This is a genomic window from Pseudomonas sp. NPDC086278, assembly GCF_050280905.1.
GTDB lineage: Bacteria > Pseudomonadota > Gammaproteobacteria > Pseudomonadales > Pseudomonadaceae > Aquipseudomonas.
In genome coordinates, this window is record NZ_JBNNWE010000056.1 from 1 (window position 1) to 22604 (window position 22604).

General features: G+C 61.5%; 21 protein-coding genes and 2 pseudogenes. 12 read left to right on the forward strand and 11 right to left on the reverse strand.

Annotated elements, in window-relative coordinates:
* Window positions 1-907: 907 nt before the first annotated feature.
* Window positions 908-1276 carry a DUF6124 family protein gene (locus ACQKP4_RS17845; protein WP_427634977.1) on the forward strand — a complete coding sequence of 123 codons (369 nt, stop codon included), beginning with the start codon at window positions 908-910 and terminating at the stop codon, window positions 1274-1276.
* 86 nt (window positions 1277-1362) lie between these two features.
* Here the strand turns inward: ACQKP4_RS17845 and ACQKP4_RS17850 are convergent, their stop codons facing one another.
* Window positions 1363-1602 carry a DUF3613 domain-containing protein gene (locus ACQKP4_RS17850; protein ID WP_427635010.1) on the reverse strand — a complete coding sequence of 80 codons (240 nt, stop codon included), beginning with the start codon at window positions 1600-1602 and terminating at the stop codon, window positions 1363-1365.
* Window positions 1603-1673: 71 nt separating this feature from the next.
* On the opposite strand from ACQKP4_RS17850, the pseudogene ACQKP4_RS17855 reads away from it, so the two are divergent.
* Window positions 1674-1885 (forward strand): annotated as a pseudogene (locus ACQKP4_RS17855) (Flp family type IVb pilin).
* Window positions 1886-1953: 68 nt separating this feature from the next.
* Entirely contained in the window at window positions 1954-2358 is a 405-nt protein-coding gene (locus ACQKP4_RS17860) for a response regulator (protein WP_427634978.1), read from the forward strand.
* Between the two features lie 7 nt (window positions 2359-2365).
* Here the strand turns inward: ACQKP4_RS17860 and ACQKP4_RS17865 are convergent.
* From ACQKP4_RS17865 to ACQKP4_RS17875, 3 genes and pseudogenes are all read right to left on the reverse strand, one after another.
* Window positions 2366-2824, reverse strand: a pseudogene (locus ACQKP4_RS17865) (collagen-like triple helix repeat-containing protein); the annotation flags it as partial.
* Between the two features lie 251 nt (window positions 2825-3075).
* Entirely contained in the window at window positions 3076-3930 is an 855-nt protein-coding gene (locus ACQKP4_RS17870) for a MaoC family dehydratase (protein ID WP_427634979.1), read from the reverse strand.
* A 2-nt stretch (window positions 3931-3932) separates the two neighbouring features.
* Window positions 3933-5285, reverse strand: coding sequence for a 3-oxoacyl-ACP reductase (locus ACQKP4_RS17875; protein ID WP_427634980.1), 1353 nt, complete (start codon window positions 5283-5285; stop codon window positions 3933-3935).
* 258 nt (window positions 5286-5543) lie between these two features.
* Here ACQKP4_RS17875 and ACQKP4_RS17880 point away from each other — a divergent pair, with 258 nt between their 5' ends.
* The 4 genes from ACQKP4_RS17880 to ACQKP4_RS17895 all read left to right on the forward strand — a co-directional run bounded on the left by ACQKP4_RS17880 (window position 5544) and on the right by ACQKP4_RS17895 (window position 11160).
* Entirely contained in the window at window positions 5544-6821 is a 1278-nt protein-coding gene (locus tag ACQKP4_RS17880) for an acetyl-CoA C-acetyltransferase (protein WP_427634981.1), read from the forward strand.
* A gap of 587 nt (window positions 6822-7408) precedes the next feature.
* Window positions 7409-8200: an AraC family transcriptional regulator gene (locus ACQKP4_RS17885; RefSeq protein WP_427634982.1), complete on the forward strand. Its 792-nt coding sequence runs from the start codon at window positions 7409-7411 to the stop codon at window positions 8198-8200.
* Window positions 8201-8737: 537 nt separating this feature from the next.
* Complete coding sequence (locus ACQKP4_RS17890; RefSeq protein ID WP_427634983.1) at window positions 8738-9631, forward strand: PA4780 family RIO1-like protein kinase; 894 nt, start codon at window positions 8738-8740, stop codon at window positions 9629-9631.
* 314 nt (window positions 9632-9945) lie between these two features.
* Entirely contained in the window at window positions 9946-11160 is a 1215-nt protein-coding gene (locus tag ACQKP4_RS17895; RefSeq protein ID WP_427634984.1) for an MFS transporter, read from the forward strand.
* Here ACQKP4_RS17895 and cueR read toward each other — a convergent pair.
* From cueR to ACQKP4_RS17910, 3 genes are all read right to left on the reverse strand, one after another.
* Complete coding sequence (gene cueR / locus ACQKP4_RS17900; RefSeq protein ID WP_427634985.1) at window positions 11114-11527, reverse strand: Cu(I)-responsive transcriptional regulator; 414 nt, start codon at window positions 11525-11527, stop codon at window positions 11114-11116. The two genes, ACQKP4_RS17895 and cueR, sit on opposite strands and share 47 nt — an antisense overlap.
* Window positions 11524-13917, reverse strand: a complete 2394-nt coding sequence (locus tag ACQKP4_RS17905; protein WP_427634986.1) for a heavy metal translocating P-type ATPase — start codon at window positions 13915-13917, stop codon at window positions 11524-11526. The genes cueR and ACQKP4_RS17905 overlap by 4 nt, the downstream gene beginning before the upstream one ends.
* A gap of 102 nt (window positions 13918-14019) precedes the next feature.
* Complete coding sequence (locus ACQKP4_RS17910; RefSeq protein ID WP_427635011.1) at window positions 14020-14403, reverse strand: hypothetical protein; 384 nt, start codon at window positions 14401-14403, stop codon at window positions 14020-14022.
* 147 nt (window positions 14404-14550) lie between these two features.
* On the opposite strand from ACQKP4_RS17910, the gene ACQKP4_RS17915 reads away from it, so the two are divergent.
* Together ACQKP4_RS17915 and ACQKP4_RS17920 are read left to right on the forward strand one after the other, a co-directional pair.
* Window positions 14551-14748: a heavy-metal-associated domain-containing protein gene (locus tag ACQKP4_RS17915; protein ID WP_427634987.1), complete on the forward strand. Its 198-nt coding sequence runs from the start codon at window positions 14551-14553 to the stop codon at window positions 14746-14748.
* A gap of 251 nt (window positions 14749-14999) precedes the next feature.
* Window positions 15000-16196 (forward strand): multidrug effflux MFS transporter, encoded by a 1197-nt coding sequence (locus tag ACQKP4_RS17920; protein WP_427634988.1) that lies wholly within the window; start codon window positions 15000-15002, stop codon window positions 16194-16196.
* Between the two features lie 8 nt (window positions 16197-16204).
* Here the strand turns inward: ACQKP4_RS17920 and ACQKP4_RS17925 are convergent, their stop codons facing one another.
* The 3 genes from ACQKP4_RS17925 to ACQKP4_RS17935 all read right to left on the reverse strand — a co-directional run bounded on the left by ACQKP4_RS17925 (window position 16205) and on the right by ACQKP4_RS17935 (window position 17929).
* Window positions 16205-16378, reverse strand: coding sequence for a hypothetical protein (locus ACQKP4_RS17925; RefSeq protein ID WP_427634989.1), 174 nt, complete (start codon window positions 16376-16378; stop codon window positions 16205-16207).
* A 211-nt stretch (window positions 16379-16589) separates the two neighbouring features.
* Complete coding sequence (locus tag ACQKP4_RS17930) at window positions 16590-17603, reverse strand: zinc-binding alcohol dehydrogenase family protein (protein WP_427634990.1); 1014 nt, start codon at window positions 17601-17603, stop codon at window positions 16590-16592.
* Between the two features lie 32 nt (window positions 17604-17635).
* A complete protein-coding gene (locus tag ACQKP4_RS17935; RefSeq protein WP_427634991.1) occupies window positions 17636-17929 on the reverse strand; it encodes a putative quinol monooxygenase in 294 nt (97 codons plus the stop codon).
* A 117-nt stretch (window positions 17930-18046) separates the two neighbouring features.
* On the opposite strand from ACQKP4_RS17935, the gene ACQKP4_RS17940 reads away from it, so the two are divergent.
* From ACQKP4_RS17940 to ACQKP4_RS17950, 3 genes are all read left to right on the forward strand, one after another.
* Window positions 18047-18976, forward strand: a complete 930-nt coding sequence (locus ACQKP4_RS17940; RefSeq protein WP_427634992.1) for a LysR family transcriptional regulator — start codon at window positions 18047-18049, stop codon at window positions 18974-18976.
* Window positions 18977-19270: 294 nt separating this feature from the next.
* Window positions 19271-20005, forward strand: a complete 735-nt coding sequence (locus ACQKP4_RS17945; RefSeq protein ID WP_427634993.1) for an ArsR/SmtB family transcription factor — start codon at window positions 19271-19273, stop codon at window positions 20003-20005.
* 126 nt (window positions 20006-20131) lie between these two features.
* Window positions 20132-21511: an MFS transporter gene (locus tag ACQKP4_RS17950; RefSeq protein WP_427634994.1), complete on the forward strand. Its 1380-nt coding sequence runs from the start codon at window positions 20132-20134 to the stop codon at window positions 21509-21511.
* A 111-nt stretch (window positions 21512-21622) separates the two neighbouring features.
* Here the strand turns inward: ACQKP4_RS17950 and ACQKP4_RS17955 are convergent, their stop codons facing one another.
* Complete coding sequence (locus tag ACQKP4_RS17955; RefSeq protein WP_427634995.1) at window positions 21623-22576, reverse strand: adenosine deaminase; 954 nt, start codon at window positions 22574-22576, stop codon at window positions 21623-21625.
* Window positions 22577-22604 lie beyond the last annotated feature (28 nt).

Genomic DNA, 22604 nt, shown 5'->3' on the forward strand with positions numbered 1-22604 from the left:
CACACCTCCACTCAGCCTCCCGAAGGGGCGGGCAGATCAAAAGCTGAAGGCGAGCTAACGCTCGGCCTGATGAGTGGTGAAGGTCAACAGCGGGTTCGCGGCGTTTTGATTTTTGTGGGAGCGGGCTTGCTCGCGAAGGCGGCCTGACAGCCGACCAATCACTCCCAGCCGCACCCCATTCCACTGTGGGAGCTGGCTTGCCAGCGAAGACTACCCAACAGCCAACCAATCACTCCCAGATACACCCCATTCCCACTGTGGGAGCTGGCTTGCCAGCGAAGACTACCCAACAGCCAACCACTCACTCCCAGCCGCACCCCATTCCCACTGTGGGAGCTGGCTTGCCAGCGAAGACTACCCAACAGCCAACCACTCCCAGCCACACCCCATTCCCACTGTGGGAGCTGGCTTGCCAGCGAAGACTACCTAACAGTCACCAAATTTTTTTGGTTGAACTCAAGCCATCAAAGCCAACCCCGACCTCATTTCCCAAACTCCAGAATTTCTTTTAAACAACCCGTTCAACCACTTCGCCCGCATGGGCAAAGGCTCAGGCTGCAACTCGACTCCAAACACCACCTTACGAGCCTACAGGCTCAGAAAATTCCGAAGAATTCTCCGACGACTTCTGTCGGTTGCGGCGATTTTTTGCGGCGCCTAATCTCTGGCTGTCGCTGACAACTCAGCGATCGGGCTGTCGCGGCCTGTTCAGTCCATTTGGTGCATAATCCCCCGCCAACGATCACGCTTCGGCGTTTGTCGTTTTATGTAATGGTGGCTGTGCGCGGGATACCTTCGGGTATGCCGGGTTTCCAGATGGCTCGGTCCGCGACCCCGCGTACAGCTGCCACCTTTGATCGCGTCGCGGTGATCAGTGGCAGCTCCATCATTCATTTGGAGTTTCACCATGTTCAAAGCCACACCCAACCCTCCCGAAGCCGACGACGCTTCGCCCTACGAATTCCCCGGTTCAAAAAAATTCCACGATGCCGCCGAGCGCGCGCTCGATCACTACCTGAGCCCCTGCGCCTCAACCCCCCCAGCCCCCCGAAAACCCAGCACCATGTTCATGGTCGTGCCAAATATCAAAGACGAAGACCTGCTGGCGCACGCCTGTGAGTCGCTGGCTTCTGCGAGTGTGATGACCAGCGATTTCGCGGGGTATCTGGAGGGGCCGCATCGGCATACGGCGATGGCGATTCAGCAAATCATCATGCTGGCGGAGCTGGCGGTAAACCGGATGCTGGATAACGTTGAGGTCGCAGGGGCGGTCTAACGGTTACACCGAGTCATTTGTTTTTCGTCGGAAAGCCATCGCGAGCTTGCTCGCGATGGCTTACTGACAATCACAAAAAAACAAAGCTAACCCCCCGAACCACTGTCCACTTTCCCCCCTTCATCCTGATCAAAAAAACGCGGTATCTGATGCTCGTAACTCTTCAACCAACGCTGCATCGTCAACTCGCGCTCAGTCGGGGTTGAGGTTTGTGGTGTCTGCGAAGCGGCCTTGTTGCTGCTTTGCAGTTTCAGCCAGCCTTCGGTTTCCTGTTGTTGCGCCGAGGCGGGGCCGTCGAGGGCGTTGGCTGTCAGGGGCAGTAACAGGGCGTAACTGGCACTGGGGAATCATGTTGCGGCCGTGCAACACCCGGTGCGACCTTCAAGGAGAAGTCGTCATGTCACTTACTACCGTTGTTCAGCAGATCAAGACTGAAATTGTCTTCTATATCAACTTGGCGAAAGATACCGAAGGGCTTCGGGTATTGAGTACGCGATTATTGCGGGAATGGCGGCAGTTGCGCTGGCGGCATTCATGACGCCGATTTCAGGGGCGATTACCGGGATTTTTACCAGCATCCAAAAAGTATTGGTGCCAGCGGCTCCCTGATCGGTTCAGTTTGCTAACCTGCCATGGCACAACTAACGTCATCGCTTAGTCCATTGCAGGAAACCTCCATGAATGCGCCCACCTCCCCACGTCAACAACTCCTCCTGGTCGACGACGAGGAGGACGCGTTGCTGGAGCTGGCGGAGTTGCTGGAAGGCGAGGGCTTCAGTTGCTTTACCGCAACGTCGGTCAAACTCGCCCTGCATCACTTGACCCGCCACCCGGACATCGCCCTGGTGATCACTGATCTGCGCATGCCGGAAGAAAGCGGCATGTCGCTGATCAAGCGCCTGCGCGAGCACACTTCGCGTCAGCATCTGCCGGTGATCGTCACCTCGGGACACGCGGACATGGAAGACGTCAGCGACATGCTGCGCTTGCAGGTGCTCGACCTGTTTCGCAAGCCGATTTATCACGTGCGGTTGCTGGAGACGCTGAACAATTTGTTTCCGCAGCCGGTTACGCATTCTTGATCGGTTTGCTCTCCACCATGGCGATCACCGGCACCAGTTTGCTGCCGACTCCCTTGGTCACCGAGCCCAAGGGGCCGGTGGTGGTCGCCAGGCTCAGCGTGTCACCGAGCATGGTGACTTTTTCACCGACGCCATCGAGTACCGGTGCGACCTTGGTGACAACGCCGCCGACCAGCGGAATGCTGCTGGTGGCGTTCGCGAGTTTGCCGCTGGCATCGGAAACGCCGTTGCCGAGATCCTGCACCACGCCGCCGACCGCCGAGGCGGTGATGCCCAGCCCGTTCGGGTCGGTGCCCAGTTTGCCGAGGCCGTTGGCCACGCCGTCACCCAGGGTGGTGACCACATTGCCGGTGGTGTTGACCGCGCTTTGCACGACGCCGCCAACTACCGGCACGGCGCTCAGCGAGTCGCCGAGTTGACCGACGCCATCGCCGACGCCGCTGACCGTTTTGCCAACGTCCTGCACCGTTCATGAGAGGTATTCCTTGCACCTGTTACAACGTTCGTTGTCTTCCATAGCCTGCCGGTTTCTGTTGCCGACAATGCCTTCGTCCGTTGTGCACATATCAATCGCAAGGGCTCTGCAACACCATCCTCGAGTTGGTATTAACGCTTTCTAAAAGCGTTTTTAAATCAAATGGTTAATTTGGTTTGAACACCAAGGTTATAGACACAATTCGATAGTCCGGGCTTGTGTGTTTTCGCTTGCAATGGCGCTCAGGCAATCGGCCGCCAATGGCCGACCATGTGCTCGAGATCGCCGGCACCGATCAATTGAAAGTCGCCGCTGGACCCCGCCGCGCTCGCCAGCAACGTCACCTCGCTGGGCAAGCGCACCGGTTTTCTGAACTGCACCGCCACCTCGACATTCGCCGCCGGCAGGTGCTCGCTCAATGCCGCGAGCGTACGCGCCTTGAGCCACAACCCATGGGCGATGGCCGTCGGGAAACCAAACAGCCGGGCACTCACTGCGCTCAGGTGAATCGGGTTGTAGTCGCCGGACACCTTGGCGTATTGCCGGCCGATGTCCGTCGGTGCCTGCCAGCGGGCGGCTTCGGTCAGCGCCATCGTCGAGGCCAATACCTCTTCGGCGGGCTCGCCCTCAAGCTTGACCCCGCGGCAAAGCATCTGGCTTTCGGCTTCCCACAGCGGGCCCAACTGATCGTCCAGCGAGGTCACCACATCGAACGTCGCGCCCTTGGCATGCGGTTGCAGGTTCTGCACCTGCACGCTGACGCGCACCCGATTGACGCCGCCCATGGGCCGCAAGACGCGCAGGCGATTACCCAGGTGAATTAGCCCCAGCAGCGGGAACGGAAACTCCTTGGCCGTGAGCAATTGCATCTGCAAGGCAAACGCCAGGATGTGCGGATAGGTCGGCGGCAACAAACCGTTGTCGGCAAAAGCGCAGACCTTGCGATACGCCGCCAGCCGTTTCGGATCGACATCGACCCAGCAACGCAAACCGGTATCGGGCAGCGTGGTGCCGGTGATTTTGCGGCGCGTCGCCGCCCGCACGTACAACCCGGACAGGCTCGGTTCGCGATTGAGTGTGTGCCAGTCAGTGATCATCGTTACGCCCCCAAAACACTTTGCCCGCAGACACGCAACGCCTGCCCGGTGAATGCGCCGGTGCCCGGTTGCGCCAGCCACGCCACGGCCTCGGCGACGTCTTGCGGCAGGCCGCCCTGGCCCAGTGAACTCATGCGGCGGCCCGCTTCACGCAAGCCGAACGGAATGTGCGCGGTCATCTGGGTTTCGATAAACCCCGGCGCCACCGCGTTGATGCTGATACCGCGCTGATCCAGCAACGGTGCCCAGGCCTGCGCCAGACCAATCAACCCGGCCTTGCTCGCGGCGTAATTGGTTTGCCCGCGATTGCCGGCGATGCCGCTGATGGACGCCAGCAGAATCACTCGGCCCTTGTCGTGCAGGGTGCCGCTGTCGAGCAGCGCCTTGGTCAGCACTTGCGGTGCATTGAGGTTGACCGCGAGCACCGCGTCCCAGAATTCCGGGGTCATGTTGGCCAGGGTTTTATCGCGGGTGATCCCGGCGTTGTGCACCACAATGTCGACGCCGTCGGGCAGGTGTTCGATGAGTTGTGCGGCGGCGTCTTCGGCACAAATGTCGAGGGTGATGCTGCGCCCGCCGAGCCGTGCGGCGAGGGCATCGAGGTCGGTTTTGGCCGGTGGCACGTCGAGCAGAATCACCTCGGCGCCGTCACGCGCCAGGGTTTCGGCAATCGATGCGCCGATGCCGCGTGCGGCGCCAGTCACCAGAGCCTTGCGGCCGGCCAGCGGGCGCGTCCAGTCCTGGACCGGCGTATCGCAGGCTTCCAGGCGGATCACTTGCCCGGAGACAAACGCGCTTTTCGGCGAGAGGAAAAACCGCAGTGGGCCTTCCAGTTGATCCTCGGCGCCTTCGCCGACATAGATCAGCTGCAAGGTGCCGCCGCTGCGCAATTCCTTGGCCAGCGAACGACTGAAACCTTCCAGGGCCCGTTGGGCGCTGGCGGCGAAGGGGTCGCTGAGTTTCTCCGGCGCGCGCCCGAGAAGCACCACGTGCGCACTGTGATCGAGGTTTTTCATCAGCGGCTGAAAGAACTCGCGCAGCTGTTTGAGTTGCTCGGTGTGCAGCAATTCACTGGCGTCGAACACCACGGCCTTGAGTTTCGGGCCATGGCCGGGGATCCACGCGGTGGCCGCTGACGGCTCGTCGCCGTAGCGGTAAATCGCGTCGGTGAGGCGGTTGGCGAAGGCGCCGACTTTTTCCGCCAGCGGGCCGCCGCCGATCAACAGCGCCCCTTCAACAGGCCGCAGCCGGCCTGCTTGCCAACGCTCCAGGCGAACCGGAGACGGCAGTCCCAAGGCCCCGACCAGACGATGGCCGATGGAAGAATTGGCGAAGTCGATATAACGGTCAGACATGGAACGCACTCCGGCAGCTGGGGTTCAAAGTGTGGACCACGAATGGCAATCAGTCGTTCGATCCACGAGATAAGGCCTACGCTGGAACACAGTGGGTTTAGCAGAACTGGCCGCAGAGCGCTGAACCTGTGGGGGCGGGCTTGCTCGCGAACGCGGAGTGTCAGGTAACAGAAATGTTGAAGGTGCCGGCCTCTTCGCGAGCAAGCCCGCTCCCACATTGGATTGCGTTCACATTTTGGTTTTTTAAAGGAGCTTTTCATGACTCAACTGCGCCGCGTCGCGATTATCGGTGGTAACCGGATTCCTTTCGCCCGTTCCAACGGGCCGTACGCCACCGCCAGTAACCAGGCGATGCTCACCGCAGCGCTCGAAGGCTTGATCGAACGCTACAACTTGCATGGGCTGCGCATCGGCGAAGTGGTCGCTGGGGCGGTGCTCAAGCTGTCGCGGGACATGAACCTGACGCGCGAGTGTGTGCTTGGCTCGCGGTTGTCCCCCGCGACCCCGGCCTATGACATCCAGCAAGCGTGCGGCACCGGTCTGGAAGCGGCGTTGCTGGTCGCGAACAAGATTGCGCTGGGCCAGATCGAGTGCGGCATTGCCGGTGGCGTCGATACCACGTCGGATGCGCCGATCAGCGTCAGCGAAGGCCTGCGCAGGATCTTGCTGCAAGCCAATCGCGCCAAGACCACGGGCGACAAACTGAAAACCTTTCTTCAGTTGCGCCCCCAGCATTTGATCCCCGAATTCCCGCGCAACGGCGAGCCGCGTACCGGGTTGTCCATGGGGCAGCATTGCGAATTGATGGCCCAGACCTGGAATATCCCCCGCGAGGAACAGGATCAACTGGCGCTGGAAAGTCATCACAAACTGGCCGAGTCCTACGCCGAAGGCTGGCACAACGATTTGATGACGCCGTTCCTTGGCCTCACCCGCGACAACAATTTGCGCCCGGACCTGACCCTGGAAAAACTCGCCTCGCTCAAACCGGCGTTCGAGAAGAGCGCCAAGGGCACGCTGACGGCGGGCAACTCGACGCCACTCACCGATGGCGCGTCGCTGGTGCTGCTGGGCAGTGAAGCGTGGGCGCAGGAGCGCGGCTTGCCGATCCTCGCGTACCTGCGCGATGGCGAGACGGCGGCGGTGGATTTCGTCAACGGCGCCGAAGGGCTGCTGATGGCGCCGGTGTACGCGGTGCCACGGCTGCTGGCGCGCAATGGCCTGACCTTGCAGGACTTCGACTACTACGAAATTCATGAGGCGTTCGCCGCCCAAGTCCTCTGCACCTTGAAGGCCTGGGAAGACCCTGAGTTCTGCAAAACCCGACTGGGCCTCGACGCCCCGCTGGGCTCCATCGATCGCCGCCGCCTCAACGTCAAAGGCAGCTCGCTGGCGGCCGGCCACCCCTTCGCCGCGACGGGCGGGCGCATTGTCGCCAACCTGGCGAAGTTGCTGGAGGCGGCGGGCAAGGGTCGCGGCTTGATCTCGATTTGCGCGGCGGGCGGGCAGGGCGTCACCGCGATCATCGAACGCTGAGGCACTCGCCAGGGGCGCGACTTTCGGCCTGGAAGTGACTTGTGGCCTGGGGAGCGACTTGTGGTGAGGGGGCTTGTGTGGCCAGGAGGCTTTTGTAGTGATGGGGCTTGTGTAGAAAGGAGGCTTTTGTGGGGAGGGGGCTTTTGTGGCGAGGGGGCTTGCCCCCGTTGGGTCGCGAAGCGGCCCTGAAACCTGCAACGGCGAAGGATCAGGTAGACCGCGTTTGGTGGTTTTACGATTTTGTGGTGAGGGGGCTTTTGTGGCGAGGGGGCTTGCCCCCGTTGGGTCGCGAAGCGGCCCTGAAAACCTGCAACGGCGAAGGATCAGGTAGACCGCGTTTGGTGGTTTTACGACTGCTTCGCAGCCGAACGGGGGCAAGCCCCCTCGCCACAAAATCCTCCTCTCTACACAAACCCCCTCCAAACAAAAGTCTCCTCTTTACATAGGCCCCCTCTCCACACAATCCCCTCACCACACAACCCCGTCTCGCCACACAGGCCTGCTTCTACGTGGGAAATGTATTTGTCAGAAAAGGAGCGTTGGCCTAACGTCGCGCTATCTGCCGTCTTGCGACATAAGGTCTATCGATGACGTCCAACGGACAACTCTCCCTCGAGCGTTCCATCCCGATTCTGTCGGCATTGCCGCGCCCGCTGTTCGCTCGGGTTGAAAGCCTGAATGCCGGTTCGTGGACGCCGCCTCATCGCCACGACTGGGTGCAGTTTTCCTACGCGATCAGTGGCGTGCTCGGCGTGCACACGGCCGAGGGCAGCTTTTTTGCGCCGCCGCAGTGGGGCATCTGGATCCCGGCGGATCTGGAGCATCAGGTCGTCACCTCGATGCGCGCCGAAATGCGCAGCCTGTATGTGCGTCGCGAGGATTGCGAATGGGCGGACGGGCGCTGTCGGGTGCTGGAAGTGACACCGCTGGCGCGCGAGCTGATCAAGAGTTTTTGCCTGTTGCCAGTGGAATATCCACAGGGCGACAGCCAGGAGGCGCGCCTGGTGAGCGTGTTGCTTGATCAGTTGGCGGGTTTGCCCGAAGTGGGCTTTTCCCTGCCGTTGCCCCGGCATCAACGGCTGCTCGGTCTGTGTAACGAACTGATCGAAAGCCCGGAGCGCACGGTGACGTTGCAGGAGTGGGCGGGGCGGTTGGGCATGTCGCAGAAAACCCTGATGCGCCTGTTTCAGCGCGAGACCGGGTTGAGTTTTCGTGGCTGGCGCCAGCGCATGCGGCTGCTGTCGTCACTGAGTGGGCTGGAGGAGGGCGACAGCGTGACGAATGCGGCGCTGTCGTGCGGGTATGACTCGACGTCGGCGTTTATCGCGGCGTTCAAGGGGGTGTTCGGGTTTACGCCGGGCGAACTCTTCAAGCAATAACACCACCGACCCCTGTGGGAGCGGGCTTGCTCGCGAAGGCGGAGTGTCAGTCGAAATTAACGTATCTGACACTCAGCCTTCGCGAGCGAGCCCGCTCCCACATTGGATGTGCGGTATTACTGCAAATCAGGTCCTGAAGCGGCCCGCGCTGCAACTAAATACGTTGTGTGTCACCCGAATCCTTGAGTGCGGCATTGGTTTTTTTTGGAACGATTGTCGGACAATTCCATTTGTCGTTGAGGAATTCGGCTGCCGAACAGGGAAATTGAGGCTCGCGAAGAAAAATCGCACGGACAGGGTGAATCGGGATGTCAGACTCTGTCGCAAATGCCCTAGAGCCCAGGCGCCAACAATCTTCAGCGCCTCGGCTATCATTCGCAGCGGTCGATCTCGAGCGAGCGCTCTGAGCGATTAATCCGGCACAGTGTGTGCATTCAATCGGTTCACAGGTCGGCAACCCCTCCCCGTGATGCGAGGATTGCCGTATAACGAATGACTTTCGCGTGTTTGGTAATAAAGGACCCACAATAAAAGCTGATGAAGACTCCAAAACGCATTGAACCCCTGATCGAGGACGGTCTGGTCGACGAGGTGCTGCGCCCACTCATGAGTGGTAAAGAAGCAGCTGTTTATGTGGTGCGCTGCGGCAACGAGTTACGTTGCGCGAAGGTCTACAAGGAGGCGAATAAACGCAGTTTCCGGCAGGCGGCCGAGTACCAGGAAGGCCGCAAGGTGCGCAACAGCCGTCAGGCTCGCGCCATGGCCAAAGGCTCGAAGTTCGGCAAGAAAGAAACCGAAGACGCCTGGCAGAACGCCGAAGTGGCGGCGTTGTTCCGGCTGGCCGGCGCTGGCGTGCGAGTCCCGCAGCCTTACGACTTCCTCGAAGGCGTGCTGCTGATGGAGCTGGTGGCCGACGAGTACGGCGATGCTGCGCCGCGTCTGAACGACGTGGTGCTGGAACCGGACCAGGCGCGCGAGTATCACGCGTTCCTGATCTCGCAGATCGTGCTGATGTTGTGTACCGGTCTGGTGCACGGTGACCTGTCGGAGTTCAACGTGCTGCTGACACCGACCGGGCCGGTCATCATCGACCTGCCGCAAGCGGTCGACGCGGCGGGCAACAACCATGCGTTCAGCATGCTGGAGCGCGACGTGGGCAACATGGCGTCGTACTTCGGGCGGTTTGCGCCGGAGTTGAAAAAGACCAAGTACGCCAAGGAAATGTGGGCCCTGTACGAAGCCGGCACCTTGCACCCGGCCAGCGCCCTGACCGGCGAGTTCGACGAGCCGGAGGAGTTGGCTGACGTGGGCGGGATCATGCGCGAAATCGAGGCGGCACGCCTGGATGAAGAGCGTAAACAAGCGGTGCGCGCGGCAGACGATGCGCCACCGAACAAAACCGAAGAACCGCCTCCCCCGTGGATGCAGTGATCGGCTGACGAAAAACCCGGCCAAGGCCGGGTTTTTCATGGCTGCCCGAAACGGCCCTGCATCGAAGATCCCCGTGGGAGCGGGCTTGCTCGCGAAGGCGGAGTGTCAGTTGATATTCCTGTCGCTGACACACCGCTTTCGCGAGCAAGCCCGCTCCCACAGTTGATTGTGGTGGTGGCAGATAGCGTGTTCGCCGCCGGTCCCCTGTGGGGTTGGCAGATTCAGTATGGAAGTCGACGGACACATCGCTTTCGCGAACACGCTCGCTGCCACATACTTCGCCGCTTCGTAATACCCACACTCAAGGATTGAATGTGCAGGCCACCCGCAATGCCCACCTGATCATCGCCGCCCGTCTGGTTTCTGACTTCGGCGCGTTCCTCAACATGGTCGCCCTGGCCACGTACGTCTACCTGCTCAGCAACAGCGCCATGAGCGTCGGCATCTTCCTCGCCAGCCGCGTCGGTGGCGGCATAGTTGCCAGCCTGATCGGCACCAGATTTTACCGGCGCTGGGCCGGGCGTGTCCCGCTGATTGCCTTCGACCTGTTGCGCGCCGGGTTGCTCGGTTTGCTGCTGGTGCTGCCCGTCACTCAACAGGCACTGCTTTTACCCGTGATTGCATTCGGCCTGGGTTTCGGCAATTCAATGTTCGCCATCGGCCTCAACAGCCAGTTGCCGCATTTGATTGAAGGTGAACAGCTACTGAAAACCAACGCCTGGATCACCTCGGCGTCTTCGGCGGCGATGGTCGGCGGCAGTCTGGTGGCGGGGTTGTTGGTGGCGGCGTTTGGCTTTGAAACCGTGTTCGCGTTGAACGTGGTCACGTATCTGCTGGCTGCGTTGCTCATCGTGCCGCTGCGTTTTTCAACACCTGAGCCCAGTGCCGAACCCGCCCATGAGCGCGGTGAGTGGGCGGCCCTGCGCCAAGGTCTGCGCGGCACACCGGTGGTGGCCGCGATGCTCGCCGTCGCCATGGCCGATACCTTGGGCAGTGCCGCGCACAACGTCGGCCTGCCGATCATTTCCAGACTGCTGACACCCGACTCGGCCAGCACCACCCTAGGCCTGATGCTCGCGGTGTGGGCCTGCGGCAAGCTGATCGGCGCGCGCATTGCCAGTCGCCTGAAGGGCTCGGACAACATCAATCTGGAACGGCGATTTTTCTTCGGCGTGTTGCTGATGTCCTGCGGTTTCATCCTGATGTTTCAGCAACAGACCTTGTACGGCTTGCTGCTGTTTTCGTTGCCGGCAGGGCTGGGGGACGGTTTCTCGGAGGTCGGGTTGATGTCGCGCCTGCAACGCGAGCCGGACAGCCTGCGCCTGCCGATCTTCAGCTTTCTGACGCTGCTGCAAATGACCGGTTTCGGCGTCGGCATGCTGATCGCCGCGCCGTTCTATTCGGGGTGGACGCCGGGCGCCGTGGTGCTGTTGTTCCACGGCATTCCCCTCACCACGTTGCTGGTGGTGAAGGGCCTGGCGATCAGGGGCGGGCGGCTGGCGCGCAGCAGCCCGACTCCAGGTTCTTGAGGATCGGACAGTCGGGGCGATGGTCGCCCTGACAATGTTCGACCAGGTCTTGCAGGGTGTCGCGCAACTGACCGAGTTCGCGGATCTTGCGGTTCAGCTCGTCGATGTGCTGACGGGCCAGGGCTTTCACATCGGCGCTGGCGCGCTGGCGGTCCTGCCAGAGGGTCAGCAATTTGCCGACTTCTTCCAGTGAAAAACCGAGATCGCGCGAGCGCTTGATAAACGCCAGTGTGTGCAGGTCGTCATCGCCGTACACGCGATAACCGCTGTCGGTGCGATGGGCCGCCTTGAGCAAACCGATGGACTCGTAATACCGGATCATCTTCGCGCTCAAGCCACTGTGGCGGGCCGCCTGGCCGATATTCATTGCGTGTCCTCCAGATCCTTGGGTTTCCAGGTTTTCAACAGTAGCGCATTGCTCACCACGCTGACGCTCGACAGCGCCATGGCTGCCCCGGCCAGCACCGGGTTGAGGAAGCCGAACGCGGCCAGCGGAATGCCGATCAAGTTATAGACGAACGCCCAGAACAGGTTCTGCCGGATCTTCGCATAGGTCTTGCGGCTGATCTCCAGCGCCGCCGGCACCAGCCGTGGATCGCCGCGCATCAACGTGATGCCCGCTGCATGCATGGCCACGTCGGTACCGCCGCCCATGGCGATGCCGATGTCGGCAGCGGCCAGCGCCGGAGCGTCGTTGATGCCGTCGCCGACCATCGCCACCACACCGGTTTTTTTCAGTTCGGTGACGGTGGCGGCTTTGTCCGCCGGCAGCACTTCGGCGTGCACATCGGCGATGCCCAGGGCTTCGGCGACGACCCTGGCGCTGCCGCGATTGTCGCCGGTCAGCAAGTGGCTGCTGATGCGGCGGGCGCTGAGTTGTTGCACCGCTTGCAGTGCGCCGGTTTTCAGGGTGTCACCAAACGCGAACAGGCCGAGGACACGCGGTTCGGGGCGTTGCTCAATCAACCAGGACAGCGTGCGGCCTTCGGTTTCCCACGCGGTGGCGGAAGCGGCCAGCGGTCCGGCGCTTAAGCCGGTTTCTTCGAGTAAACGACGATTACCCAGCGCCAGACGGCGACCCTCGAGCGTGCCGGCGATGCCACGGCCGGTCAGCGATTGGCTGTCGCTGACATCCGCCACGGTCAGGCCGCGTTCGGCGCACGCCTCCAGCACCGCTTTGGCCAGCGGATGCTCGCTGCCCCGTTGCAAGGCCCCGGCCATTTGCAGCAGGGCGGCTTCGTCGCCATCGAGGGCGCTCAAATGAGCGATGCGCGGCGTACCGGAGGTCAGTGTGCCGGTCTTGTCGAACACCACCGCGCTGACTTCATGGGCGCGTTCCAACGCTTCGGCGTCCTTGATCAGAATCCCGAAGCGGGCGGCGACGCCGGTGCCGGCCATGATCGCGGTCGGTGTGGCCAGCCCGAGTGCACAAGGACAAGCGATCACCAATACCGCGACGGCGTTGAGCAGTGCGGTTTCAATCGGCGCACCGTACAACCACCAGCCGATCAGCGTGGCCAAGGCAATCAGCAGCACGGTTGGCACAAACACCTGGCTGACCTTGTCCACCAGTTTCTGAATCGGCGCTTTCGCGGCTTGGGCGTCCTCCACCAGACGGATGATTCGCGCCAGGACCGTTTCTGCCCCCAATGCTTGAGTTCGAACCAGCAACCGACCTTCGCCATTGATTGCGCCGCCAGTGACGCTATCGCCCGGCTGCTTTGGCACTGGCAGGCTCTCGCCGCTGATCAGCGCTTCGTCGGCGTGGCTCTGGCCTTCGAGCACTTCGCCGTCCACCGGGAAACGTTCGCCGGGTTTGACCAACACCAGATCATTGAGACGCAAGGCGCTGATCGCGACGTCCTGCTCGCGGCCGTCGAGCACTTGAATCGCCCGCTCCGGACGCAAGGCTTCGAGGGCGCGGATGGCGCTGGCGGTCTGGCGTTTGGCGCGGCTTTCGAGGTATTTGCCCAGCAGCACCAGCGCGATCACCACCGCCGACGCTTCGAAATACAAGTGCGGCACGCGCCCGGCCGCCGTGGCCCATTCATACAGACTCAAGCCGTAACCGGCGCTGGTGCCGAGGGCGACCAGCAAATCCATATTGCCGGCCCCGGCGCGTACGGCTTTCCACGCGGCGACATAGAAGCGTGCGCCGAAAATGAACTGCACCGGCGTCGCCAGCGCGAATTGCGCCCAGGCCGGCAGCATCCAGTGCACGCCGAACGGTTGCAGCACCATCGGCAGCACCAGCGGCAACGCAAGGGCGATGGCCATGATCAGCACCCAACGCTCGCGGTGCAGGCGCTGTTGTTGATTATCGGATGCTGGATGTTCGACTTCCCGGACGCTGGCGCCATAGCCAGCCTTGGTCACCGCAGCGATGAGGATTTGTGGATCGATCTGACCGAGCAGTTCGAGGTGCGCGCGTTCGTTGGCGAGGTTGACGCTGACACTTTTTACGCCGTGCACCTTGGACAGCGCCCGTTCGACACGACCGACACACGAGGCGCAGGTCATGCCGTCGATGCTCAATTCCAGGCTGTGTTGGGGCACGCTATAACCGGCTTGCTGCACCGCGTCCATCAACGCCGGCAAGCTGTCGCTGGGCGCTTGAACCCGTGCCTGTTCGGTCGCGAGGTTGACGCTGACCGCCGAGGCGCCGAGGACTTTGCTCAAGGCTTGCTCGACGCGCCCGGCGCAACTGGCGCAAGTCATGCCAGCAATCGGCAGGTCGAAAGTGGTTGATTCGGACATCGCTCACGCTCCCTGTAGAAGAGGCCCACAGGATCAACCTTGCCACGCGGGCAAGGTCAAGCACAAAGATTGGCGCGAGGATTCTTGCAGGAGCCCGGTGACTCAGTATTCGAGCGCGGCAGGCCGCAGGTATAACCCTTTCGCGGTCGTCGCGATCCGGTACTTCACGACATCCCCGGCCTTGAGCGTGATGTCCTGCGCGGGCGGTGCCAGCATGCCAGGGTTGCAGCCCGGCACTTGACCTGGCTCCAGCTTCAGCCGCACGGAAATCGTGCCATGGGGCAGGTTGAACGAGGTGGTCTGCTCTTGCAGCAACCGCGCCACAAACTGATCCTGGATGTACACGCCGATCTCGCAGGAAGTCGCCACTTCCAGGCGCTCGCGGGAAATGATCAGCACGGCATAGTCTTCCCCGGCGGCTTGGACCGAAGGCGTTGCGGCAAATAGGCTGAGTAGGCCAAACAGGCTGAGAGCTGACCAGCGCATGGCTGAAATCTCCTGAATCGAGTCATTGATGCGTGCAGCTTGGCCGAGCGCGACGCCGAATGCCAGCCCGGCAGTTTGTCGCAGAACTTGACCTTGCCATGGTGGCAAGCTCAAGACTGGCCGCCACCCCACTCAAGGAGTCTCTCCATGCACGTATTCAACGTTGAAGGCATGTCCTGCGGTCATTGCGTAAAAGCCATTACTCAAGCCGTTCAGGCCAAGGATCCGGCGGCCAGTGTGCGAATCGATCTGGCGGCCAAGGAAGTCGGGGTTGAAAGCGCACTGAGCGCTGAACAGGTGATCGCGGCGATAACCGAAGAAGGTTACGCCGCCAAAATCGCCTGAGGCCGAACACAAACCCGTGGAAGAGCAAAACCCTGTGGGAGCGAGCTTGCTCGCGATGGCGGTGTCTCAGGCGCTGTTGATGCCAACGGGTAGACCGCCATCGCAAGCAAGCTCGCTCCCACAGGTTCTGTGTTTGGACTGACAGGCATCAGTTGGCTAACGTCTTTTTAATAGTTAGCGAGCTACCGGAATGTTCAAGGCGCCGATGCGCGGCTAGACTGTCGGGCCGCCGACCCTGCACTGGATGCCCGATGAACCTCCGTATCATTCTGATTCTTGGCGCGCTGAGCGCTTTCGGTCCGCTGGCGATCGATTTCTATCTGCCGGCGTTCCCTTCCATGGCGCTTTCGTTCGGCACCGATGAGAAACACGTTCAGCTGACGTTGGCCGCTTATTTCCTGGGCTTGTCCATCGGTCAACTGGCCTACGGCCCGGTGGCGGATCGCTTCGGGCGGCGCATTCCGTTGCTGACAGGGGTTGGGCTGTTTACCGCCGCGTCCCTGGCTTGCGCCTATGCACCGAACCTGGAATGGCTGATCGGCGCGCGTTTCGTGCAGGCGTTGGGCGGTTGTGCCGGGATGGTGATTGCCCGCGCGGTGGTCAGCGATAAATGCGATGCGGTGGGTTCGGCGAAAGTTTTTTCGCAATTGATGCTGGTCATGGGGCTGGCGCCGATTCTGGCGCCGATGCTCGGCGGCTTGCTGGTCAACACCACGGGCTGGCAGTCGATCTTCCTGGTGCTGACCGGTTTCAGTGCCCTCGCGGGTCTGGCCGTGGCGTTGGGGCTGCCGGAAAGTCTGCCGGCCCATGTGCCGCGTCAACCGTTGTCCGGTGCGCTGCGTCAGTACGGACGCTTGTTGTCTGACCCCGTCTACTTGGGCCACGCCCTTACCGGTGGCATCGCCATCGCCGGGATGTTTGCCTACATCGCCGGCTCGCCATTCGTGTTCATCAAGCTGTATGGCGTGCCGGCCGAGCATTTCGGCTGGTTGTTCGGCACCAACGCGGCCGGTTTCATTCTGGTGGCGCAAGTCAACGCGCGGCTGTTGGCCAAACGTGGCCCGGCGTTCTTGCTGGCGCGCACCGTGTGGATTTACCTGGCGGCCGGCCTGACGCTGCTCGCGGTCAGCTCGCTGCACACCACGCAATTGTGGCCGCTGCTGATTCCGCTGTTTATCTGCATCGCCAGCCTCGGCTGCATCCTGCCCAACGCTTCGGCCTGCGCGATGACCGGGCAGGGCACCCGCGCCGGCAGTGCGTCGGCGATGCTTGGGTGTCTGCAGTTCAGCGTCGCGGCCGGAGCGGCGTCACTGGTCGGTGTTTTACACGATGGCAGCGCCATGCCGATGGCCATGGTCATCAGCCTTTGCGGGATTCTGGTGGTGAGCGCGGCGATGCTCACCCGGCGTTTGCAAAATGCCCGGGCGTTGGCACAGGCCCAGGTCTGAGGACGGACTCAGCCAGCGGCGCGCTGCGGGTGAAGGTCGGTAATTTGATGAGGGGCTTGCAGCCGCGCTTCAAGGGTGCGGGTGAAGGCGAGGGCTTCGGCTTCGCTGCGGAATGTCACGGCGTGTTGGTCCAGACGGACCTGCCACTGGGATTTGGCCACTTCTTTTATCAGGATCTTCATTGCTGATCTCTCCTCTTGTAAAAGACGTTACGTAAAAGATTGCATCGCAGAGGCCTCGATTGTAGACCCGAATACGATCGCAATTGTGACAACGGTCAACTCTCTGACTGACGGCAAAAAAATCGCAGCTTCTGTCACTCGACCACGGCTACAGGGGTTTGCATTCCCTGTAGCCGCTGTCGAGTGAAACGAGGCTGCGATCTTTCGAGCTTTAGAAACCTTCGAGCACAATCTTGCCTTTGGACTTGCCGCTTTCCAGCAACTCATGCGCGCGACGCAGGTTCGCCGCATTGATTTTCCCGAAATGCTCGCCGACCGTGGTTTTCAATGTTCCGGCGTCAATCAGTTCCGCCACGCGGTTGAGCAGGTTGTGCTGCTCGATCATGTCGGCGGTCTCGAACAGCGAGCGGGTGTACATGAACTCCCAGTGCAGCGAAATGCTCTTGAACTTGAGTTTGCTCACGTCCAGCGCCTTCGGATCATCGATCAACGCCAGTTTGCCTTGTGGCGCCAGCGCTTCGACCAGTTGGTCCAGGTGTTCGTCGGTCTGGGTCAGGCTGGCGACGTGGGTCACTGCGTTGACGCCGGCGCGCTTGAGTTCTTCGCTCAGCGGCTGGCTGTGATCGATCACCAGATCCGCGCCCAGCTCACGCACCCAGCTCTGGGTTTGTGGGCGGGAAGCCGTGCCGATGACGTTCAGCCCGGTGAGCTGTTTGGCCAGTTGCGTCAGAATCGAGCCAACACCGCCGGCCGCGCCGACGATCAGCAGGCTCTGGCCTTCATCGGTTTTGCCTTCGCGCACTTGCAGACGCTCGAACAGCAATTCCCACGCGGTGATGGCGGTCAGCGGCAGCGCCGCCGCTTCGGCGAAACCGAGGGTTTTCGGCATATGGCCGACGATCCGCTCGTCCACCACGTGCAACTCGCTGTTGCCGCCAGCACGGGCGATGGAGCCGGCGTAGAACACTTTGTCGCCGGCCTTGAACAGCGTCACCTCGCTGCCGACCGCCTTGACCACTCCGGCCACGTCCCAGCCCAATACTTTTGCTGCGCCCTCTTCAGGCTGGACGTTCTGCCGGACTTTGGCGTCGACCGGGTTGACCGAGATGGCTTTGACTTCGACCAACAGGTCGCGCGGGCCGGCGACCGGTTCTGGCAGTTCGATGTCTTGCAGGGATTTTGCGTCGCTGATTGGCAATGCGGCGTAGTAGGCAATGGCTTTCATGGAGGATTCCTGAAGGGTAATAGAAGAAGGGGTCAAACCACGACGCGCAGGCGCTTGAGGTCGAAGTGCTCGAGAAAACCGGCGGCCTTCGCGCGAAAGTTCTGGATGTGGGCGCTGGCGTCATGGGCTTGCAGGGCCTCGTCGCTGCTCCACTGTTCGATCATGTAAAAGGCCAGCGGGTTGGCCAGGTCCTGATGCAAATCGTATTGGCCGCAACCGGTCTCGGCGCGGGTGGGTTCCAACAGTGCACGCAGGTGCTGTTCGAGGGCGTCTTGCTGGCCGTCTTTGGCAATCAGGGTGGCGATGGCGGTAAAAGGTTGGGACATGGTCGGCTCCAGGAGCGGGGTGATTTCGATGGAACAGATGATTGGCTATTTCTCTGCAAGATAAAACCCGCTAAAAGAGCACGCTCTTTCAATAATTTTTTGATAATCGAGGCATTAATGCTGCGTTTCGATGACTTGCAGTTGTTTGTCCGGGCGGCGGACCTGGGCAGTCTGTCGGCGGCGGCGCGGGTGATGGACATGTCGGCGGCGGTGGCCAGTGCGGCGTTGAAGCGCATCGAGCAGCAACTCGGCGCCCGGTTGCTGGCGCGATCCACCCGCAGCCTGCGCCTGACGGCCGAGGGCGAAGGTTTTCTAGAATATGCCCGGGCCGCCCTGAGCAATCTGGATGAGGGCCGACGGTTGCTGGCCAGCGGCCAGGATCAGGTCAGCGGGGTGTTGCAGCTCTCGGCGCCCTCGGACTTTGGCCGCAACCTGTTGTTGCCGTGGCTCGACGAGTTTCAGCGCGAGCACCCGAAACTGACGGTGCGCCTGTTGCTCGGCGATCGCATCGCCGACCTGTTCCGGCAACCGGTGGACATCGCCCTGCGCTATGGCGAGCCGGAAGACTCCAGCCTGGTCGCGCTGCCCATCGCCCCGCAGAACCGGCGTGTGCTGTGCGCCGCGCCGAGTTATGTGGCCCGGCATGGCCAACCGCGTCATCTGGAGCAACTGGCGCAGCACAATTGCCTGCTGTTCATGCTCGGCAGCCGGGTCCACGACCACTGGAGTTTTCACGACGGCAAACGCGAGGTCAGCCTGACGGTCAGCGGTGATCGGTTCAGTGACGATGCCGATGTCGTTCGCCTGTGGGCCGTCGCGGGTGCCGGGATCGCTTACAAGTCGTGGCTCGATGTCGCCGCCGACGTGCTCGCCGGGCGCTTGCAAGTGCTGATGCCGGAGCTGCTCTGTGAGCGCGCACCGCTGAATCTGCTGTGCGCCCATCGCGCACAATTGAGTAAGCCGGTGAACCTTTTGCGGGAAATGCTTGCCAGCCGATGCGCTGATTTAAGCAGTCAATTTCCGGCTAATTCGAGTTTTGATCATTAGTCGCAGGCAAATAGCGAAATTTCTGTCAGGAACTATCACCACCTGCGCTTTCCCAGGGGCAGGAACGGACGGTCAACCCGCTTATACTAGCGCCCGCCTCATGTACGCACCGTCAATCACGCGATGGCGATGGCCGCACGGTCAATTCCCAACCCTCACCAACTGCGAAGCAATGGCAAAGGTGAGTGAGGGCTTTGCCCGGCTTATGGCGGTTTCCGCGTCTTGGCCGATGGCACATTACTGGTCAAGATGCCTCTGAGCAGCAGACGAAACGATTCAACAGGGAGTGAATACATGGAACATGCACCTTGCATCAGCCAGATTGCCACGTTGCTGGCTGACCCAAAGCGCAGCGCAATGATGTGGGCCTTGATGGACGGCGCGGCGCGGCAAACCGAAGAGCTGGCCTTGTTGGCTGGCCTGTCACCGTCTTCGGCCAGTGCACACCTGGGGCGTTTGTCCGCCGGAGGTCTGTTGAAAGTCGAAACCCGTGGCCGCATACGCTTTTTCCGCCTGGCCGCGCCGGAAATCGGTGCCGCCATCGAAGCGCTGGCCAGCGCAACGCTCGCCAGTACCCCGCGACAAGTCCCGGACGTTTTCAAACGCACGAGTCCGACGGCCAAAGCGCATACGGCGCCCTCTTCGTTGTTGCGCGCCAGACTCTGCGACGATCATCTGGGCGGCACACTGGCCGCCGATCTTTATCAGCGGCTGCTGGATGCCGGTTGGATCGAACAATTCGAACAACGCGTGATGATCACTCACAAGGGCTCCACGCAACTGGCCGCGCGTGGGGTGTTTATCCAGGCGCTGGCCCACCGCAACAGCCGGGTTGCCTGTGCATGTCCGGACTGGAGCGAGCGCCGCCCGCACCTCGGCGGTTCGCTGGGGGCGGCGTTGTTGCAGTTGTTCATGCAATCGGGGTGGCTGAGCCTGCCCAACGATTCGCGGGCCTTGCACATCACCGCGGCGGGGCAGCGTGAAATCCATCGTTTCGCCCAGGAAACCGAGCTGGAAATGGCGCTTTAGAGACGTCCACTGCCGACGCCTGTGGTTGCGGCGTCGTTCAGAGCTGTGGGCAGGTCGCATCCAGCGATAGCTGCCCGTCGCTATCACGCACACTCGATCCGGGGACTTTCGGAAGAGGAATGCGGCATGGACACACCAGGTTTCAGCGCGGCCGAACGGTTGGAACGGCTGCCGATCAGCGGCTATCACCGCATCATTTTCATCATCATTGCCTTGGCGTTTTTCTTCGACTCCATGGACCTGGCGATGATGACTTTCCTGCTCGGCTCGATCAAAACCGAGTTCGGCCTGAGTTCGGCGCAGGCCGGTTTGCTCGCCAGTTCAAGCTTCTTCGGCATGGTGCTGGGCGCGTCGCTGTCGGGCATGCTGGCCGATCGCTTTGGCCGCAAACCGGTGTTCCAGTGGAGCATCGTGTTGTGGGGCATCGCCAGTTACCTGTGCTCCACGGCGCAGAATGTCGAAACCCTGACCTTGTTCCGCGTCTTGCTGGGGATCGGCATGGGCATGGAGTTTCCCATCGCGCAGTCGATGCTGTCGGAGCTGATTCCGGCCCGCAAGCGGGGGCGCTACATCGCGTTGATGGACGGTTTCTGGCCGCTGGGGTTTGTCGCGGCCGGGGTGCTGTCGTATTTCCTGTTGCCGGTGATTGGCTGGCGCGACATCTTCCTCGTCCTGGCCGTACCGGCCGTGTTTGTGTTGGCCATCCGCTTTTTCATTCCCGAATCACCGCGCTGGCTGGAGCAGGCCGGGCGCCATGATGCGGCGGACAAGGTGTTGCTGGGGATTGAAAACCGGGTCCGCACATCGCTGGGCGTTGCCGATTTGCCGACGCCGATTCGTCTGCCGCAGGTGGCCAGCACGCCGGGCACCTTCTTTTCTGCTTTGCAGCAAATCTGGTCGCCGCTGTATCGCCAGCGCACGTTGATGATCTGGAGCGTCTGGTTCTTTGCCCTGCTCGGTTTCTATGGCCTGACGTCGTGGCTCAGTGCGTTGCTGCAACAGTCGGGTTTTGCGGTGACGCAGTCGGTGTATTACACGGTGCTGATTTCACTCGGCGGCATTCCGGGCTTCCTGATGGCGGCCTGGCTGGTGGAACGTTGGGGACGCAAACCGGTGTGCGTGGTGACGCTGCTCGGCGGCGGGGTGATGGCGTTTGTGTATGGTCAGAGCGCGGTGTTTGGCGGCAACGTCGGCTTGCTGATTACCTCGGGCCTGTTGATGCAATTCTTTCTGTTCGGCATGTGGGCGGTGCTTTACACCTACACACCTGAGTTGTATCCGACCTCGGCACGGGCGACCGGCTCGGGGTTTGCCTCGGCGATTGGTCGTGTGGGCTCGCTGCTCGGGCCGCTGGTGACGGGGCTGGTGTTCCCGATCACCGGGCAGGGCGGCGTGTTCGCCTTGGGGGCGATGTGCTTTGCGATTGCGGCGGCGGTGGTGTGGGTGTTCGGGATGGAGACGCGGGGCAAGACGCTTGAAGAGCTGACTGAAGCAACCCCGATCTAAAAATGTGGGAGCGGGCTTGCTCGCGAAGGGGCCGTGTCAGTCAATATCAATGTCGACTGACACACCGTTTTCGCGAGCAAGCCCGCTCCCACATGGGTTTCGCGGTGTTGCTTAAGGTTTTACCAACCGCGCATCCAGGCTGTTTTGGGCCAGGCGCTTGGCCTGATCCTGGGTCATGCCCAGGTCGGTGTAGAGCGCGTGGAAGTTTTCGGTCACGTAGCCGCCGAAGTACGCCGGGTCATCCGAGTTCACGGTCACTTTTACGCCGCGTTCCAGCATGTCGAGGATGTTGTGCTGGGACATGTGGTCGAACACGCAAAGCTTGGTGTTGGACAACGGGCACACGGTCAGCGGGATCTGCTCGTCGATGATGCGCTGCATCAGGCGTTCGTCTTCGATGGCGCGCACGCCATGGTCGATACGCTGGATTTTCAGCAGGTCGATGGCTTCCCAGATGTACTCCGGCGGGCCTTCTTCACCGGCGTGAGCGACGGTCAGGAAGCCTTCGTGACGGGCGCGGTCAAACACGCGCTGGAACTTGCTCGGCGGGTGACCCATCTCCGAACTGTCCAGGCCCACAGCAACGAACGCATCGCGGAACGGCAGCGCCTGGTCGAGGGTTTTCTGTGCTTGTTCTTCGCTCAAATGGCGCAGGAAACTCAGGATCAAACCACTGGTGATGCCCAGTTGCTGCTCGCCATCCTTGAGCGCGGCGGCGATGCCGTTCAGCACCACTTCGAAGGGTACGCCACGGTCGGTGTGGGTTTGCGGGTCGAAGAACGGTTCGGTGTGAATCACGTTCTGCGCCTTGCAGCGCAACAGATACGCCCAGGTCAGGTCGTAGAAATCCTGCGAGGTGCGCAGCACGTCAGCGCCCCGGTAATACAGGTCGAGAAACTCTTGCAGGTTGTTGAAGGCATACGCCTTGCGCAGGGTTTCGACGTCGTCCCACGGCAGGGCGATCTTGTTGCGTTCGGCCAGGGCGAACAACAGTTCGGGCTCCAGCGAACCCTCGAGGTGCAAGTGCAGTTCTGCCTTGGGCAGGGCGTTCAGCCAGTCGTACATGTTCTGTTTCTCATCAGGTGCAATGGCG